Annotated in this window: 15 protein-coding genes and 1 pseudogene; 8 read left to right on the top strand and 8 right to left on the bottom strand. The window is 39.8% G+C overall.

Going from position 1 to position 17,462, the window contains the following annotated elements; all coding sequences use genetic code 11:
* Nucleotides 1–11: 11 nt before the first annotated feature.
* A complete protein-coding gene (locus KSMBR1_RS10180) occupies nt 12–1,187 on the bottom strand; it encodes a pyridoxal phosphate-dependent aminotransferase (protein ID WP_099325234.1) in 1,176 nt (391 codons plus the stop codon).
* Between the two features lie 107 nt (nt 1,188–1,294).
* Entirely contained in the window at nt 1,295–2,470 is a 1,176-nt protein-coding gene (locus KSMBR1_RS10175; protein ID WP_157820517.1) for a multicopper oxidase domain-containing protein, read from the bottom strand.
* A 343-nt stretch (nt 2,471–2,813) separates the two neighbouring features.
* Between KSMBR1_RS10175 and KSMBR1_RS10170 the strand changes: the two genes are divergently transcribed.
* The gene (locus KSMBR1_RS10170) at nt 2,814–3,047 is read left to right on the top strand and encodes a hypothetical protein (protein ID WP_099325232.1); all 234 of its coding nucleotides are present in this window, start codon (nt 2,814–2,816) and stop codon (nt 3,045–3,047) included.
* Nucleotides 3,048–3,230: 183 nt separating this feature from the next.
* Here the strand turns inward: KSMBR1_RS10170 and mgtA are convergent, their stop codons facing one another.
* On the bottom strand, nt 3,231–5,954 hold the full coding sequence (gene mgtA / locus KSMBR1_RS10160) for a magnesium-translocating P-type ATPase (RefSeq protein ID WP_099325231.1): 2,724 nt from the start codon (nt 5,952–5,954) through the stop codon (nt 3,231–3,233).
* Between the two features lie 262 nt (nt 5,955–6,216).
* Between mgtA and KSMBR1_RS23395 the strand changes: the two are divergent.
* The 4 genes and pseudogenes from KSMBR1_RS23395 to KSMBR1_RS10140 form a co-directional block, all read left to right on the top strand.
* A pseudogene (locus tag KSMBR1_RS23395) lies at nt 6,217–6,374 on the top strand (response regulator); the annotation flags it as partial.
* Between the two features lie 20 nt (nt 6,375–6,394).
* Nucleotides 6,395–6,499, top strand: a complete 105-nt coding sequence (locus KSMBR1_RS23390; protein ID WP_419470095.1) for a hypothetical protein — start codon at nt 6,395–6,397, stop codon at nt 6,497–6,499.
* Between the two features lie 102 nt (nt 6,500–6,601).
* On the top strand, nt 6,602–7,117 hold the full coding sequence (locus KSMBR1_RS10145; protein WP_197705157.1) for a P-loop nucleotide/nucleoside kinase family protein: 516 nt from the start codon (nt 6,602–6,604) through the stop codon (nt 7,115–7,117).
* The gene (locus KSMBR1_RS10140; protein WP_099325230.1) at nt 7,095–8,114 is read left to right on the top strand and encodes a hypothetical protein; all 1,020 of its coding nucleotides are present in this window, start codon (nt 7,095–7,097) and stop codon (nt 8,112–8,114) included. The genes KSMBR1_RS10145 and KSMBR1_RS10140 overlap by 23 nt, the downstream gene beginning before the upstream one ends.
* Before the next feature lie 105 nt (nt 8,115–8,219).
* On the opposite strand, the gene corA is transcribed toward KSMBR1_RS10140, so the two are convergent.
* The 5 genes from corA to KSMBR1_RS10115 all read right to left on the bottom strand — a co-directional run bounded on the left by corA (nt 8,220) and on the right by KSMBR1_RS10115 (nt 13,986).
* Nucleotides 8,220–9,284: a magnesium/cobalt transporter CorA gene (gene corA, locus KSMBR1_RS10135; RefSeq protein ID WP_099325229.1), complete on the bottom strand. Its 1,065-nt coding sequence runs from the start codon at nt 9,282–9,284 to the stop codon at nt 8,220–8,222.
* Between the two features lie 110 nt (nt 9,285–9,394).
* The gene (locus KSMBR1_RS10130; protein WP_099325228.1) at nt 9,395–10,789 is read right to left on the bottom strand and encodes an MBL fold metallo-hydrolase RNA specificity domain-containing protein; all 1,395 of its coding nucleotides are present in this window, start codon (nt 10,787–10,789) and stop codon (nt 9,395–9,397) included.
* Between the two features lie 133 nt (nt 10,790–10,922).
* Nucleotides 10,923–11,471: a DUF2062 domain-containing protein gene (locus tag KSMBR1_RS10125; RefSeq protein ID WP_157820516.1), complete on the bottom strand. Its 549-nt coding sequence runs from the start codon at nt 11,469–11,471 to the stop codon at nt 10,923–10,925.
* A gap of 435 nt (nt 11,472–11,906) precedes the next feature.
* Nucleotides 11,907–12,617: a potassium channel family protein gene (locus KSMBR1_RS10120; RefSeq protein ID WP_099325226.1), complete on the bottom strand. Its 711-nt coding sequence runs from the start codon at nt 12,615–12,617 to the stop codon at nt 11,907–11,909.
* A 31-nt stretch (nt 12,618–12,648) separates the two neighbouring features.
* A complete protein-coding gene (locus tag KSMBR1_RS10115; protein WP_099325225.1) occupies nt 12,649–13,986 on the bottom strand; it encodes a TrkH family potassium uptake protein in 1,338 nt (445 codons plus the stop codon).
* A 607-nt stretch (nt 13,987–14,593) separates the two neighbouring features.
* On the opposite strand from KSMBR1_RS10115, the gene KSMBR1_RS10110 reads away from it, so the two are divergent.
* The 3 genes from KSMBR1_RS10110 to gndA all read left to right on the top strand — a co-directional run bounded on the left by KSMBR1_RS10110 (nt 14,594) and on the right by gndA (nt 17,459).
* Nucleotides 14,594–15,208, top strand: a complete 615-nt coding sequence (locus KSMBR1_RS10110; protein ID WP_230408064.1) for a metallopeptidase family protein — start codon at nt 14,594–14,596, stop codon at nt 15,206–15,208.
* Between the two features lie 128 nt (nt 15,209–15,336).
* A complete protein-coding gene (locus KSMBR1_RS10105) occupies nt 15,337–15,831 on the top strand; it encodes a YajQ family cyclic di-GMP-binding protein (protein ID WP_099325223.1) in 495 nt (164 codons plus the stop codon).
* A 209-nt stretch (nt 15,832–16,040) separates the two neighbouring features.
* Complete coding sequence (gndA, locus tag KSMBR1_RS10100; protein WP_099325222.1) at nt 16,041–17,459, top strand: NADP-dependent phosphogluconate dehydrogenase; 1,419 nt, start codon at nt 16,041–16,043, stop codon at nt 17,457–17,459.
* Nucleotides 17,460–17,462: the final 3 nt, after the last annotated feature.

Here is a 17,462-nt window from a genome sequence, read left to right as displayed (position 1 = left end):
ATTTTTCAGTCTTAATGACGGTAAAAGTCTTTAACCTTTTTAAACCCCGGGAGCGATTTTTTAATGGTTTCTTTCTTAACACAGAAGGCGATTCTGATATATCCACTTCTTCCAAAGCTCTTCCCCGGAAGCACCAGTATTCCTTCTTTAGCCAGTTCTTGCGTAAATACAAGGTCATCTCCGGGAGTTTTTGTAAAGATATAATAAGCACCCATTGGTCGTGTAAATGAATAACCAAAATCCTGCAGCGCATTACAAAACATATCCCTTCTTCCCTGATATTCCGCCCTGTCAACACAAACACCCTGAAGATTTGTAACGACATGTTGCATAAGGACAGGGGCGCTCAGATACCCAAGAACGCGATTAGCAAATGTCAAGGCCTCCATAAGTTCCCTGGAATTTTTCATTGCAGGGTGGACGGCTGCATACCCTATCCTTTCCCCCGGAATCGAAAGCGGTTTGGAATACGAGGCCGCAAAAATGGTGTTTGAATAGATGTTAAAAATGTCAGGAAGCTTATTGCCATCGTAAACGATGTCCTGATACGCCGCATCATAAATCAAAAAAATGTCATTTCCAAACTGTCGGTTTTTCTCGTTCAGAAGCCTTGCGGTAGATTTCAAACTTTCATCAAAGTAAATCATCCCGGATGGGTTATTCGGCGAGTTTATGATAATTGCCTTCGTACGGGGCGTTGTCTTTGCTGCTATAGCATCAATGTTTAAGGTAAAATCCGCGTTTGTTTCTGCCACGCAACAAACCCCACCGTGGTTATCTATGTAATAGGGATATTCCAAATAGAGAGGTGACAAAACAATGACTTCATCGCCAGGATTCAAAATCGCTTTCAAAATAATATTTAATGCACCGGCGCCACCAGCGGTCATAATTACATGCTGCGCAGTGAAAGGAAGTCCTCTTTCTTTTGACAGCGTTTTAGCGATTGCCTCCCGCGCCTGAACATGTCCTGCCAAAGCTGAATAGCCATGCATCTCCGGAAAGGGATTATTTGCAACCCTCTTCAATTCCTCAACAAACTCCAAAGGAGGTTCTATCTTCGGGTTTCCCAGTCTAAAGTCATACACTTCTTTCTCTTTAGAAACAACCTGAGAACGATCCTCAAAGATATTCACAATCCAGGACGAAGCGGCGATTCCTTCTTTTACCTTAATAGATATTGACATACAATTCCTTTCGTATGAGCTGTTTTTTAAGTTCTAAGAAATTATTCTTTTTTTTTAACCGCAGCACACATAATAAGAAAGCGCATGGGAAAAATCTCTTATTTATTTTATGGCGTCATCTTTTTTGGTCGAATATCAAAAATGGTCATTGGCCCATGAGGATAAATCCCCCCGCTTACCATACCCTTCATATTGTGGTCGTGAGCAATGCTGATCCCTGGTCCATAATTACACGACAGACATTTTCTTTTTGAAGAAAAATCAGGGATTTTGTAGAGAATATCATATCTTTCACCAGAGCCAATAAGTAAGGTATCTTTTTCGTAGGCAAAAGGAAATTTCCTGCCGTCAGTACCGATTACCAAACCGTGAAAACCGTGCGGATGCCAGGCAAAAATATGTTCATACCCTAAGGCCAATAATCTGACCAAGACAGTTTCCCCATCATATGCAACGATTCTTGTTTTGGGGTCATTTATGGTCGACAGCGGATGCGTCAGGTTATCCATAAAAATCCTTCCGTTGAGCATAAAATAGTTCGAATTCCAATCCAGACCCCTTCTGATATCACCTACTTCCCTGAGCGTCTCCATATATTCGCTATCTAACTCACTCATAAAAAGGGTATATTCCCTGTCAAATGTATATCCATAAATTTCATTCGGTTTTTTTTCTATTATGATGGGAAAATACATTCCACTCATAATATGGTTTGTGGAATCCACATGACAATGCCCCATATACGTACCTTCGATATCTTCCGGAATGGTTAATAAGTACCGGTATATTTCTCCTGGAAAAACAGAAGGATACGGTAAATTCGGCACACCATCAAGGGCGGGAATTAAATCCAGTCCGTGAAAATGTATAGTGTGAGCTACATGATTAATGCCTGAGTGTTCTTCTGTTTCATACCATCCGGCATTATGCAAAACAACAACATAATTCCTGCCTGATGTTAAACGTATCTCATCACCCGGCACTTTGAGTGGTAATAATTTTGCATTTCTTTCCGCCTTCGTTTTAATTTCTTCCACATCGGCAAAATCTTTTGCATGCGTGAATCCCCAGAAATATATCATTTCACCATCTGCCATTTCCTGATAGCCGTCTGTAACATAAAGATGAAATTCTTTTTCTATCTGCCCTTTTATATTTAATTCACAAATGCTCTTTTCGATTTCTTCTTTCCCCTGTATTATTTTTTCTTCAGCATGTGCTGCTATGGCAAGGCTAACATACATAACACAGAAAAAAGACCATACTAAATGTATTTTTTTCATAGAGAACCTCGTGAATAAGAAATTTTTTATACGGATTATTATTCCGTTTTTCAACAACGAAAGACTTTCTATTTATAAACCTAAGCACAATCCTTGAGGAAAACTTTGCCCAATGCAAATATTTTATTATCACAATATTATTATAACAGAATCTTTGGCATTATACCAAAGTGTTACAAAAGATTAGACTATCAGCATCAAATGTAGATTCCGTTAAATCAGATGAAGAACAGATATCAAAGACACAACCCAATCTGTACACAATTATTATTGCAGATGTTGGTTTACAAATTAAGTATTTAATTATTAAAAGGATTTTTCTTGATTAACGAGATCAGGGTTTTTGAAAATAGTTGTAAAAAGATTAGCGCCTGCCCGTATACCTTACATGATTACCGGTTCGATAGCAGCTAATTTTTATACAAATCCTAGAATGACCAGGGACATTGATATTGTTATAGAAGTTGAAGAAGAAGAAGATGCCGGAACTTTGTTTTCCTTATTTTCAACTGACTTTTATGTAAACTATTTCATGGGTGTGGTGATGATTTGTGTTTTGCTGAGCATTGTTTTGTGAACGGGATATTTATCAGCTATTTCAAGCAACCGTTTTTTTTGCTCATCCGAAAGAGAACCCTCTGAAATTTTTGGTATGGAATTCAAGAAGAATATTAGTCTTTAAAGCTCACACCCGAACAATTTTTCTATTTATTAAATTAATGCATCCGGTATTTTCATCCATAATTCCCCCCCTAAAACTTTAAAGCCACTGATTAAATCTTCTGATATACCAATTTTTGATGTATTGGGTAAGGAAGCAATATCCGGCCAAAATACCGATCAACCAAGGGAAATAAGAAAAAGGAAGCGGCTGCAGAAAAAAAACTTCTGCTAAAGGTGTGAATGGAATCGCAATTCCGGTCATCATAATTAAATAGGTTAATGCAATCACCGGAGCAGAAGCCCAACTTTGAATAAATGGAATTTTTTTGGTCCGGATCATGTGTACAATTAATGTTTGAGAAAGCAGACCTTCCACAAACCAGCCTGTTTGAAATAAACTTTGATGCTCAGGGCTGTTCGCCTTAAACACAAAAAACATTACTGCAAAAAGGATGTAATCGAAAATGGAACTGATAGGGCCGATGTGAACCATAAATCTTTGAATCCCGGATGGATCCCATTTCTTCGGCATTTCCAGAAAATCTTTATCCACGTTATCCCATGGAATGGAAGTTTGTGAAACATCATATAAAAGGTTTTGTACCAATAATTGAATGGGCAACATGGGTAAGAAGGGTAAAAATGCACTGGCTCCTAAAATACTGAATACATTCCCGAAATTACCGCTGGTGGCCATTTTGATGTATTTAATAATATTCCCAAAAGTTCTGCGACCATAAATTACTCCATCCCTCAGAACCATTAAATCTTTTTCCAATAAAATAATATCTGAACTTTCTTTTGCAATATCAACGGCAGTATCCACCGTAATACCTACATCTGCTTCTTTTAAACCAGCCGCATCATTGATACCATCTCCCAGGAACCCAACGGTATGACCTTTTGCCCTTAACGCTTGTACTACTCTTACTTTTTGCAAAGGACTCAATTTGGCAAATATGGAAATCTCGTCTATCCGATCAGTTAGTTCTTCATCAGAGATCAACTCCAACTCATTACCCAACATGATATTTTGAATTGGGATGCCAACATCTTTACAAATCTTTTTGGTAACAATTTCGTTATCACCTGTCAATACTTTTACTTCGATATTCAATTTATGTAGTGCCTCAATACTTGGTTTTGCGGATGGTTTAGCCGGATCAAGAAAACCTATAAATCCTGTTAGTGTAAGATTACTTTCATCTGCAACGGAATAGGTCAAAGGCCGGTCTCCCTCAAATTCACGGATAGCAAGCAACAAGACGCGAAGCCCTTTTTCATTTGATCTTGTGGAAGTTTCTAAAACTCTTCCTCGCATAAAATCATCCATCAAAACCACTTTATCCCGCCCAATATGCAATTGGCGATTTTCTCCAGGGTCAAAACTATGCGTACATAGATCCAGCATTTCTTCCACGGCGCCTTTACAAATGAGTAAATGTTTGCCGTTTTTTTGTTTTAATATAACGCTCATTCTTCTGCGTTGAAAGTCAAAGGGAATTTCATCAACCTTGGTGAAATGCTCTTCTACTCTTAAGTAGTCTTTTACCTCTACATGTTCCAGCACCGCTTTGTCCAATAAGTTTTTTAAGCCTGTTTGATGGTAACTGTTCAGATAAGCCCATTTCAAAACTTCATCATCTTCCTCACCAAAAACATTTAAATGATTTTCCAGCACAATTTTATCCAAAGTCAATGTACCCGTTTTATCGGTACAAAGCATATCCATTGCACCAATGTTTTGAATAGCATTTAATCGCTTTACTATCACCTTGTGTTTGCTCATGCTTACTGCACCTTTGGCTAAGTTTGAAGTAACGATCACAGGTAACATTTCAGGTGTTAATCCTACTGCTACTGCAATGGCAAAGAGTAAGGCATCCCTCCAATCCCCTTTCACTAAACCATTTATCAGAAAAATAATGGGTACCATGATGAGCATAAAGCGAATGAGCAGGCGACTCACTTTATTAATCCCTTTATCGAAATTAGTTTCCGGTCTGTCGCCAACAATACCCTTGCTGATACTGCCAAAATAGGTGTTGGCACCTGTAGTAATTACTACTGCTTTTGCTGATCCGCTCACTACGTTTGTACCCATAAAGCATAGGTTACCAAGCTCAATAGGTTGGCTATTATCCACATCACCAATTGGCAAATACATTTTTTCTACTGGAAGTGATTCGCCTGTGAGCATAGATTCACTTACAAATAAATCGGTGCTTTGCACGATGCGGCAATCTGCCGGGATCATATCTCCGGCGGATAAATAAACGACATCACCAGGTACTAAATGTGTCATTAGTATTTCGCCTTTACCGATTGATTGACGAAGTACTGTTGCCGTTGTTTTTATCATGCGCTTTAACTGTTCGGCCGCACGGTTACTTTTAAACTCCTGGAAAAAACTAAGTAGCACGCTAAAAATAACCATAACAGAAACAACTGCTACCGTTTTATAATCCTGCTCACCAGGCGCTGCCAGCCCCACATCAATCACAAAAGAAATTATGATGATTGATAGAAGGATAAAAATGAATGGATTTATAAATGCTTTTATTAATTGTTTAAGCCATGATGGCGCTTTATCGTAGCCAACCTCGTTCAAACCAAATTTTAAAATGCGATCATCCGCCTCTTCATTTGAAATTCCTGTGGCGGAACTTTCCATCATAGCATATACTGAATATGTATCTTTTCGGGAAGCATCGCGCAATTTGATTATTGCTCGTTCACTCATTTCAGCACTGCGTATTGACTTAAAGGGTCGTTTGATTACTTTTTTCAACTTTTTTATTTCTGACTTTTCATACTTCATTTTTCAATTCCTGATTTAAATTTTTCGATATCTTGCTTGATAGCGCTTTCTGAAAATCAGTTGTTGTATTATAGTAATTAAATTAAAAAAGGGGGCCGGATAAATAATCCACCCTTGTTATAATCCAATATCCCATGGAAAACCACTGCAAAGGTAAACGCTGATCAGGTAATAAAGGATGTCGCTGATTGAAATCAGTGGTCAGGTAGCCTATGATTAAAGGTTATTTTTTTCATTTAATTATAATTGAATTCAGGGAATGAAAACCGGTATTGGAAAAGCACTCGAGCATTCGCCTGATCTGACATTTGCGATATTATGATGCCTGTGCCGGAGGGCTACGGGGTACTGCATGCCGTTCATAAAAATGATGGAATAAAAAATACACCGTTCATTTTCCTCACTGCCAAAACCGAACGGGTACAGCAAATGAATCTCTTATAAAAACCCTCAGCGATTTTAGAAATGAAAAGCTTATTGATATAAAAGACGATGGAAGTATTCTTATTCTTAACCTGAGAAAACTGAAATATTTACTCAATTGAATATCTATCTGATACTGTCAGCAGGAAAACGATAGTAACAAAGCCGGATCAAATTTTCGAAACCTATCATTTAATTTTAAATAACAAAAATCAGGTCAAACAATGATGATTATAATTGTTTTCGGTTTACCGGGTTCAGGTAAAAGTTATTTTGCTTCCAGGCTTGCAAAAATGATCAACGCCGGATATGTGAGCAGTGATAAAGTGAGGAAAGAACTTTTTAAAGAAAGCGTTTATTCTGAACAGGAGAAAAGGGCGGTATATGATAAAATGCTTCAACAGATGGAGCAAGCGATACAACAAAAAAATAATTTAGTACTGGATGCCACTTTTCATAGAAAAGATACAAGGAAAATGTTTGTTGAGGAAATGAAGGGAAAGGGCAATATTTTCTTTATAGAGGTTCAGGCGGATGAAAATATAATAAGAGAAAGATTAAAAAAGCCCAGGCCATACAGTGAAGCGGATTTTGAGGTTTATAAACACATTCGCCGGCAAAATGAACCATTAAACGAGCCTCATTTGATATTGAAGTCAACTGATGACAATATAGATGAAATGTTGCGAAAGACTTCTGAATATTTGAAAATTAAAAATGACAACAAAGCAAATCAATGACCTGTTGTCCGGGGGCGAATTCCCGGAAGAAACCAGCCAAAGGGAATTAATTGAAACCCATATATCATGGGTGATTTTATGCGATCAATTCGTATATAAAATTAAAAAGCCGGTACAATATTCCTTTCTTGATTTTTCCACCCTTGAGCGTCGCAATTATTATTGCCACAGGGAGATAGAATTAAATAAAAGGCTAACCCTCAATGTTTATCTCGAAGTGTTGCCTGTACGCAAATCGCAGGATAAAATTATTATCGGTGGGAAGGAGGGAACCATAATAGATTACGCAGTAAAAATGAATAGACTGGACACAGAAAAACAAATGGATAAATTGCTGACGCAGCATTTGGTAACCGAATCAGATATCAAAAAGCTGGCAGAGAAAATAGCTTCATTTCATAAAAACACAACGATTATTTATGAAAAGGATTTATCGGATATCGGAAAAAAATTCAATGACCTGGCAGCAGAAAAGAAATTTATAACGGAACAACTGGGCAGCACATTCGGCGTTATCATCGCCAATGCTATCAAATTTTCTGATAAGTTTATGGATAAGAATAAGGCGTTGATAGCCTACCGGCTTAGAGAGGGCTTCTGCAAGGATTGCCATGGGGATTTACATTCGAGGAATATTTTCTTATTACCTGATCCGGTGCCGTTCGATTGTATTGAGTTCAATGACGATTTTCGTCAAATTGATGTATTAAATGAAGTGGCTTTCCTATGTATGGATTTGGATGCATTTGGCCGAAAGGATTTGTCAGACTTATTTCTTGAATATTATAATGATTTTTTCCCCGCTATGAAATCGGAAAAAGAACGTGATCTTTTTATTTATTATAAAAGTTATCGTGCCAATATACGGGCAAAAGTAAACAGCCTGCAGGCAAAAAGCGCAGCAACAGATGAAGAAAGAACAAAATCACTGGCTGCCTCGGAAAAATATCTTTACCAGATGGAAAGCTATTTGAAAGAACTCAGAACGGATAAGTAGAAAATATAGTAACTATTCCGCGTAAACGATACACGGCTCGTTCCCAAACAGATGCTTCGGCCGGCCCGGCACATGGTTTGTTTGGAAACAAACAGCAGCCATAATTTATATCCATCGTTTTTTCCGGAAATACACAACCATAGTCGTCCCGATGATACCCATTGCCATTAAAACGGCAAAATATCCCCAGCGCCATTCTGCTTCGGGAAGATATTTAAAATTCATTCCGTAAACACCTGCAATAAAAGTGAGCGGCATGAATATTGTTGCGATAATGGTTAATACCTTCACAACTTCGTTCAGCTTGTTACTCACGCTTGAAAGATAAATATCAAGCATTCCTGTCGCCATGTCGCGAAACGTTTCAATGGTATCGATAATATGTATGGTGTGATCGTACACATCTCGCAGATAAACGTAGGTAGAGCTTCGTATAAGGGGTAGTTCGCCCTTGTCCATGGTATTAATTACCTCCCGCAGCGGCCAGATGGATTTCCGCAGAAACAATATCTCGCGCTTAACGTTATGAATCTTTCGAAGGGTTTCCATGGAAGGCGTTGTAATTAATTCTTCTTCTATGTCCTCGATGTATTCCCCCATCTTTTCCAACACAACGAAATAACCGTCTACAATAGCATCAAGGAGCGCATAAGCCAGATAATCTGCGCCCATTTTCTTTATGCGTCCCTTGCCATTTTTAATCCGGCCTATGACGGGAGTAAAAATACTGCCTTCCTTTTCCTGAAAGGAAATAACATAATTTTGGCCAAGGATTAAACTTATTTGCTCTGCATCAATCCGTTTATCGTCTTCGTTAAAAGTAAGCGTTTTCAGAACGATGAAGATATAGTCTTCAAAATCTTCCATTTTTGGGCGATGGTCTGTGTTCATTATGTCTTCCAACAATAATGGGTGTATATTTGCAAGTTTTCCAATATTCTCAATGTTTTCAATACTATGAATACCGCAGATATTGATCCACGTTGTCATTTGGTCGTTTTTCAGCGGAAAGCATTCATTAATGTCCGGTATTTCCCTTTCAAGGCAGCTTGTCCCGCTGTATTCCATGGCAGTTATTTTTACCTTCGCTAATTTCTTCTCGCCAATATGAATAAGAGCCCCTGGGGGCAAACCGGTTTTTTTCGATCTGTTTTTAAATAATCTGTGCATGAAACCATCCTCCTTTCCAAAGAAAACGTGGTAGTCCGGCGGAGACAGGTTTAAAACCTGTCTTTGCCTGAAAGAATCATGAAAGTGTTTGTAACTGTGACGGCATAGTCTTAGATGGTAACAACTTCCATGCGAAGCGGTGCGCAGGTGTCGGTGTTTAGCTGTTTCTTAATGGCGTCAACAAAGCCGAGCGCCGTTTCTTCCTCGCCGTGTATAACGAAAATACGCCTGGGTTTTCTTTTGAATTTATTAAGCCAGTCCATAAGCCCTTCCTGGTCCGCGTGCGCAGAAAGACCTCCGATCGTATAAATTTTTGCTTTTACGGCAATTTCTTCACCAAAGAGTTTTACCATAGAGGCGCCTTCTACAATCTTTCTTCCCAGCGTACCATATGCCTGGAATCCCACAAAGATAACGCTGCATTCCGGGCGCCACAAATTGTGTTTTAAATGGTGGCGAATTCTGCCTGCATTACACATCCCACTGGCAGAAATGATAATCGCACCGCGTTTTATCTTGTTTAATTCCATGGATGCTTCCACGGCTTCTGTAAATTCTAACGAAAGATTGCTTCCGGAAAATTTCCCTTCCCTGATAAGCTCAAGGGTTTCATCATCAAGGCATTCCGGATGATTTAGTGTAATCCTGGTGGCGCGTATTGCCATTGGGCTGTCAACAAAGACCCGGAGATGGTCTAATTTCCCCCCTATCGATAGTTTTTTTAAAAGATAGAGGATGTTTTGTGTTCGTCCAACGGCAAAGGCGGGGATACTTATATTCCCCCCCCTTTCCAATGACTCTGTTACCGCTTGTCTTAATTCTTCGGTTGTCTCGTTTATGCCCTTGTGTCTCCGATTGGCGTAAGTGGATTCTATAAATACATAGTCCCCTTCCTCTATGGGAGTTGGGTCATTTACAACAGGTATATTTTTTTGCCCGAGATCGCCTGAAAAAACGAGCTTTTTTTCTCCGGAGGCATCTTCGTTTACCCACAACTCAACAATCGCAGACCCCAAAATATGCCCTGCATCCTGAAATCTCACCTTTATCCCGTTCCCGATTTCCTCTATTGTGCCATACTCTATTCCCTGAAAATAATCAAGGCTGTCGGCGGCTTCATCGGCAGTGTATAAGGGTGTTAATAAAGGCTTCCCAGCCCAGCCCCGTTTCTTATTGTCCCATTCTGCGTCACGTTCCTGTATATAAGCTGAGTCCATAAGCATGATACGGCACAATTCAACCGTTGCGTTTGTGGCAAGTATTTTCCCTTTAAAACCATCTTTCACCAGTTTTGGAATGAGTCCCGAATGATCAAGGTGGGCATGCGTCAACAAAAGATAGTGTATCCCGGAGGGGTCGAAGGAAAAAGAGTTGGCGTTCTGTTCTTCATTTTCTTTTGACCCCTGGAAAAAACCGCAGTCAATGAGCAGATTTGCCTCTTTCGTTTGGATGTAAAAACAAGAGCCGGTAACCATTCTTGCCGCACCGATAAAGGTTATATTCATTCTTTTATTCCCTTTCTCATTTGGCTTGAAAATTTAAAAACAAGGCAACAGTTTAACTTTTTGAGAAAATGTTCCAGGGCGGATTCCGCTCGCTGAAACGATATGCCGTCCTTCATATTGAACCGGCAGAAATTCATGTATCTTCGTGGTGGGTGTGCCTGAAATGCTTTTTACAATACAGAATCACCCGCAATGTAATTAAGTAGGCAATACCCCCTGCAACAGCGCCCACAATTATTCCACCGATTGTGAGGGGGATGAAAATATTTCTCCAGAGAGCCAGGATTGTTTTTAACCGGTCATAGAAATGCCATACTTCCCCTTTATCCAATGCATGGTCAGTTTTCATTAAAATTTCTTTGACTTTAAAGAGCGGAGGGCCGCTCCAGAAAAGGTTGCCCACCCAGTAGGTAAACCCATAGACAAAAGGAAAGGTTATTGGATTTGTTGTCCATACAAAGATAATAGCCGCAGGCCGGTTGGCATTGCAGATCGACGAGAGAAAAGCGGCGATAAAAATTTGTAGTCCGATAGTTGGCGTCACGGCAACAAATATCCCGATGGCAACGCCAAGGGAGATCGCTCTTGACGAACTGCGTAATTTAACCAGCCCGCGAAGATAGGTATATATTTTCTCCTGCAGGCGTTTTGGAATATATTTATTATTTATTAAAAAGTTCACGGTTATTGTTTGTTGGTATCCAGATTAAAATCCAATTGTTCCTATAAAAAATTTTGTTTTATCGTTATCATGCTTGTTTGGTTTCCGCTTGTCCATGTTAGGGTGTGGTGATGAATAGAAAGAGATTATACTGTAAGAGTTCACAAACAGGGATTTCTAAAACTAGATTTAACTTTTGTTGACATAAATAGTTATAGCATTTTTGAAATCACACTTTGTGGACCCCTTGAGTATGTTTATGGTAAGAAAATAGCATGTTATCGTTCATTTCTCAACATAATCTTTTGTTACTTTTATGGGAATCCGTGGTTCTTTGCCAATCTTTTACCATGAAATTTCGAGAGGATACGAAAAGCTTATAAAAAAAGATTTTTTTATCGTGGAATACTGTAAAAGGATAGTAAAATTGTATGGACTGAGAAGAAAAACCTGTCATTATTTCCATTTTTTCTCAAATCTCTCGATATCTTTCTTATCGCCTAAAATAATAAAAACATCGCCTTCTTCAATTTTATAATTGGCGGTGGGCAGTACTTTTATTTCTTTTTCTTTTGCCTCTTCTGTCTCTTTTGCCTCTTCTGCCTTTTCCACAGTTTCAACAATCTTCCTCTTTATAATCACAACGTTAACCCCAAAGTTATTCTTTACATCCCATACGTTTATCGTGCTGCCAATCCACTCTTTTTTCGCTTCAATTTCTGCAAGGGTATAATCTGCGCCCAGTTCCATGTATTCCAATATGCCCGGAGACAAAACACTGTTTGCCACGCGAACACCCATATCTTCTTCGGGGAATATTACGCGTGTGGCACCTACCATTTTTAATATCTGTGCGTGAAGCGAGGTACACGCACGGGAAATGATCTCATTTATGCCAATATTTTTGACCAGTGCCGTGGTGAGGATGCTCGATTCAATATTTTCGCCAATACTGATTATAGCCACATCTACCTCCTTAATGCCGCTGGCTATAAGCGCCTCTTCATTGGCGCTATCTATCTGAATTGCCTTGGTAACAAAATCGCTTATTTTTTCTATTAAATCCTGCCGCCGGTCAATCGCAATTACCGATGCTCCTTTTTTCGCCAATACTTCTGCCACCTTGAAGCCAAACCTTCCCAATCCAATTACCGCAAATTGTCTCATGCCTTTATTACTCCTTTAAAATTATTATTTACTAACCCACCATAAAAATTCCTTGCGGGTATTTAATGGAAACTGTTTTTTTCTTGCTCCAAACGGAATAGCCTATGACGAGCGGGCCTATCCTCCCAATCAGCATTGTGGCGCAAATAATGAACTTGCCGGCGACGCTTAGTGAAGGAGTAATTCCTGTGGAAAGCCCTACAGTGCCAAAGGCAGAAAAGGTTTCATACACAATATCAATATATGCTGCCTTTTCAGTGGCAGAGAGAATTAATATATCCGTAATAATCACGAGCAGTGCCAGGGTACAGATAGCAAATGCCTTTGCCCTGATTTTTGCCGATATACGTTTATTAAACAATATGGGTTCTTCTTCCATCGAAACAACCGAAAAAATAGACGCAATCAGGACGCCAAAGGTGGTAGATTTAACGCCTCCCCCGGTGCCTCCGGCAGGTGCGCCTATGTACATCAGCAGAAGCATCATAGTCAATGACGAGATTTTCATCGTGCCGATATTTACCGTATTGAACCCAGTTGTGGTAGAAGTGGAAATTGTCTGAAACAATGTCGTCAACACCCTGTCTTTAAAAGTAGGAAACGGGGAATGCCATTCAAAAAGAAAAATCAAAATCCACCCGGAAAATATGAGAAGCGGCATCATAACCATTACCAGCCTCGTATGAACTGAAATCTTCCGCAGCATTTCATCTTCCGGCGATTTCACAAAAAATGTTTGATAAATATCATAGATCACCGGAAACCCAATACTGCCGGCAATACATAAGCCGTTGATGACAAAGTTAAAATAAATGCTGTTACCATATGTACAAAAATTATCCGGAAATAAACTAAAACCGGCAGTGCAAAATGCTGAAATAGCATGAAATATGCCCAAATACACCGCCTCTTTTAAGGGAAATTCCTTCATCCAAAAGAGGGTCAGAAATACAGCGCCGGAAAATTCAAATACAAAGGCAATGAGGCAAATAATTTTACTAAACCGTAAAATATCTTCATAAGGATGCGAACTAAAGGATTCTTCTAAAACTACTCTGCCGCTTAAAGATAATCGAATGCCAAGCCCATACATTATCAAAACAATAAAGATCATATACCCCAACCCGCCAATTTGGAAAAGCATAAGGATTATCACCTGGCCAAATATTGTATAAAACTTCCCTATATCTACAACGCTCAAACCGGTGGTGGAAATTGCTGAGGTAGCGGCAAAAAAAGCGTCTGTCACTGATTGCGGTTCGCCTGAAGTCGAAGAGACAGGATGGGCTAAAAGGAAGGTGCCGATTATGATAATAAAAATAAAGCCAAAGAGGATAATACGATAGGGATTTGATTTAAAATAACTCATTTTTTGTAAAAACAAATTGATTGTTAAATTGATTTGCTCAAATCATATCAAAATACACGTTCATATTAATATTCTGCGTGCCGCTATATGCCTGGCAGGAGAAAACGATATACTATTGTGGATGCTTTTTCTTTTATAGTCAATCAAATTAGGTTGGGTTTTTAAAAGACGAAAACTCAACGGCATTCATTTTTACCCGCCCCTACCCCTCCCAAGACGGGAATTTGATAAGCTCCTTCTCGGGAGAGGATTAAGAGGTGGGTTTGTGCATTGTTTAAGTAAAAACATTGAAATGTCTATCCAGCAAATTAGGTTTTGGGGAAATAAATGCTTTTAACCATAATTTAAGTGGTTTTTGTGGGGTACTCTGTGTAAGATTTTGGAGGGCAATATAGTATTCCCTTGGGAAAATCTCTTCTTTTTTGTAAATTTTTCTTCGTGCCCTTCGTGTTTCGTGGTTAAACGCTCTGTTTGTTTTATATTATATCTTATGGTAAAAGACGATATCCCACTTAAATGTTTTCATTGTGGTAAAACGCACCATATGGAAGAATTTTGTAAAGGCAGCACACTACAATGCTCTCGCTGCAGTAAGCAGATATCTCCGTTGGTATTTGATGAAGTATGCGAGACGGATACCAGAGGGTTCTCTGCATTGCTTGGGTTCTTTGCCATTGCTTCGCTTTTGGGGGCATTGGGCAGTGTTATGATGATGCATGGCTGGAATATATGGGTTGTATTATCTATGGTGGGCGGACTGCTCTTTTTTGTTGGCAAGGTGTTTATTATCAAATATAAAATAGTCGATGCGGAAGAATATTTTTTTGGCAAGGTAGTAAATGAAAAGCCGCACGACAAGGGCTTAACACATTTCGAACAACTGGCGCTGGATGCAATAAAGGAATTGCCGCAAAACATAAAAACCCGCCTGGAAAATGTTTCTATCGTTGTGGAAGACAGACCCAGTACCTATATACTTGAAAAACTGCAGTTAAAGCCAAACAGGATGCTTCTCGGAGTTTTTCAGGGTATTCCCCTGAACAAAAAAAGTGTCTGGCATTCGGGCACATTACCGGAAAAGATTACTCTTTTCCAGAAAAATATAGAATCTGTCTGCCGTTCGGAAGAAGAGATTAAACAAAGGATTAAAAAAGTAGTCCGTCACGAAGTCGCCCATTACGTCGGATTTTCGGAAGAGGAAATAAGACAATTGGGGTATTAATTGTCTTTTCGTGAACCCCATGCTGAAGCATGGGGTTCACGAAAAGACGGTTTTTTCAAAAAAAACCAAAGTGTTACAAATGTTAAAATTTATGATTATTATATCATGTAATGTAAGGAGAGATAATTATGGCTGAAACGCATTCATTTGACATAGTATGCAAGGTCGAAATGCATGAGATAAAAAACGCTATCGACCAGGCGCAAAAACAAATAGCCGTAAGATATGATTTCAAAGGAAGCAAGTCCTCGATTACATTAAATAAAGATGACACCATTATACTGTTTGCCGAGGATGATTATAAATTGTCAGCACTGACGGAAATTTTAAAGGAAAAAATGGCGAAAAGAAATATCCCGCTAAAGGCACTCACCTTTGGCAAAACGGAAGATGCCGTTGGGGGAACGAAACGGCAGACGATTACATTGCAAACGGGAATACCCACTGACAATGCAAAGGAGATCGTTAAAGTTATAAAAAATTTAAAACTCAAGGTTCAGGCAAAAATACAAGAAGATCAGGTACGTGTTTCAGGGCAAAAGATTGACGATCTCCAGATGGTTATGAAGGAACTTAAAGACCTGGACAATGACTTTGCAATGCAGTTTATAAACTATAAATAATGAAATCCGATAATTGTTACAAATGGTTGCGTTTTTGGTTTCTCAGCTTAAACATTACACGACTCATGGCGGGTCCAGGTTCGCAACCTGAACCCGCGCCGGAATACCGATTTCGGTAGTTTAATAGATTGCGCTGAATAGTTACACTTTTTTGAAATTTGGAGTTTTCTTCTGAGTAATGCCACAAAGTGGCATAAGTGGAGGTTATCATGCAGAAAAACAGCTTTGGTCTTATTGGCCTCGCAGTAATGGGGCAAAATCTGGTTCTTAACGTTGCGGATCACGGTTTTAGCGTTTCAGTTTACAACCGTACTGCGGAGAGGACTCATGAATTTATGTCGGGCGAGGCAAAAAACAAGAAGATTACCGCGACGTATTCACCAAAAGAATTCGTTGCAAGTCTTGAGCGTCCACGCATAATCCAAATTATGGTGAAAGCAGGCGGAGCGGTTGATGCCGTTATTGCCGAATTAAAACCATGGCTGGATGAAGGGGATATCATTATCGATGGGGGAAATTCGTATTTCTCCGATACGGAAAGAAGGACAAAGGAGCTGGAGTCAAATAAACTTCGCTATATTGGAATGGGTGTTTCCGGCGGAGAAGAAGGGGCGCGTTTCGGGCCCAGCCTTATGCCAGGTGGTACAAAAGAGGCATACGCCCTGATTGAGCCATTGATGTCCGCAATTGCGGCAAAGGCTCCGGAAGATGGGCTGCCCTGCGTTGCGTATATTGGGCATGGCGGTGCTGGTCATTACGTTAAAATGGTGCACAATGGCATAGAATACGCCGATATGCAGCTTATAGCGGAAAGCTATGCCTTGCTGAAATCAACCATAAATCCTGCCCCGGAAGAATTTCATGAAATTTTCACTGAATGGAATAATGGAGAGCTTTCTTCGTTCCTTATTGAAATTACGGCGTTTATTTTTACTAAATCAGACGACAAAACCGGGCGCCCTCTGTTGGAAATGATCCTGGATAAAGCCGGACAGAAGGGCACTGGAAAATGGACAAGCCAGAATGCGATTGATATAGGGGCGCCCGTTCCCACAATTACTGCGGCAGTGGATGCGCGTATTCTTTCTTCCATGAAAAAAGAACGCCAGGAGGCGTCTAAAATCCTTTCCGGCCCAAAAAATAACTATGCCGATGAGAGGGGAAAAATCATCGCTGCGGTTAGGGATGCCCTTTATGCATCCAAAATTTGCTCCTATGCCCAAGGTATGAATCTTCTGAAAAGGGCTTCGGAGGAATATGGGTACAATATGGATTTAGGAGAAATTGCCAGTATTTGGCGCGCCGGATGCATTATTCGCGCAAAGCTGCTTGATGATATAACACGCGCATACCGGAGCCGCTCCGATTTGCCGAATTTATTATTGGACGCCGGATTTAAACATGCCGTACAAAGCAGGCAGGCTTCATGGCGTTTCGCCGTAAAAACCGCATTTGAACTGGGCATACCGGCAGCGGCACTGAGCGCTTCACTTGCCTACTTCGATGCGTATCGTTCCGGGTTTTTACCCGCAAATCTTATACAGGCGCAACGCGACTATTTTGGCGCCCACACATTTGAGCGTATTGATACATCCGGCGTGTTTCATGCAAACTGGAAGGAAAAATAACAA

Source organism: Candidatus Kuenenia stuttgartiensis (assembly GCF_900232105.1).
GTDB classification, from domain to species: Bacteria; Planctomycetota; Brocadiia; order Brocadiales; family Brocadiaceae; genus Kuenenia; species Kuenenia stuttgartiensis_A.
This window is presented reverse-complemented; position numbering and strand designations above follow the sequence as displayed.

Bases quoted from the DNA above. Each gene is read 5' to 3' on its own strand.
- KSMBR1_RS10180 (WP_099325234.1), bottom strand. From the start codon at position 1,187: ATGTCAATATCTATTAAGGTAAAAGAAGGAATCGCCGCTTCGTCCTGG.
- KSMBR1_RS10175 (WP_157820517.1), bottom strand. From the start codon at position 2,470: ATGAAAAAAATACATTTAGTATGGTCTTTTTTCTGTGTTATGTATGTT.
- mgtA (WP_099325231.1), bottom strand. From the start codon at position 5,954: ATGAAGTATGAAAAGTCAGAAATAAAAAAGTTGAAAAAAGTAATCAAA.
- KSMBR1_RS10145 (WP_197705157.1), top strand. From the start codon at position 6,602: ATGATGATTATAATTGTTTTCGGTTTACCGGGTTCAGGTAAAAGTTAT.
- KSMBR1_RS10140 (WP_099325230.1), top strand. From the start codon at position 7,095: ATGACAACAAAGCAAATCAATGACCTGTTGTCCGGGGGCGAATTCCCG.
- corA (WP_099325229.1), bottom strand. From the start codon at position 9,284: ATGCACAGATTATTTAAAAACAGATCGAAAAAAACCGGTTTGCCCCCA.
- KSMBR1_RS10130 (WP_099325228.1), bottom strand. From the start codon at position 10,789: ATGAATATAACCTTTATCGGTGCGGCAAGAATGGTTACCGGCTCTTGT.
- KSMBR1_RS10120 (WP_099325226.1), bottom strand. From the start codon at position 12,617: ATGAGACAATTTGCGGTAATTGGATTGGGAAGGTTTGGCTTCAAGGTG.
- KSMBR1_RS10115 (WP_099325225.1), bottom strand. From the start codon at position 13,986: ATGAGTTATTTTAAATCAAATCCCTATCGTATTATCCTCTTTGGCTTT.
- KSMBR1_RS10105 (WP_099325223.1), top strand. From the start codon at position 15,337: ATGGCTGAAACGCATTCATTTGACATAGTATGCAAGGTCGAAATGCAT.
- gndA (WP_099325222.1), top strand. From the start codon at position 16,041: ATGCAGAAAAACAGCTTTGGTCTTATTGGCCTCGCAGTAATGGGGCAA.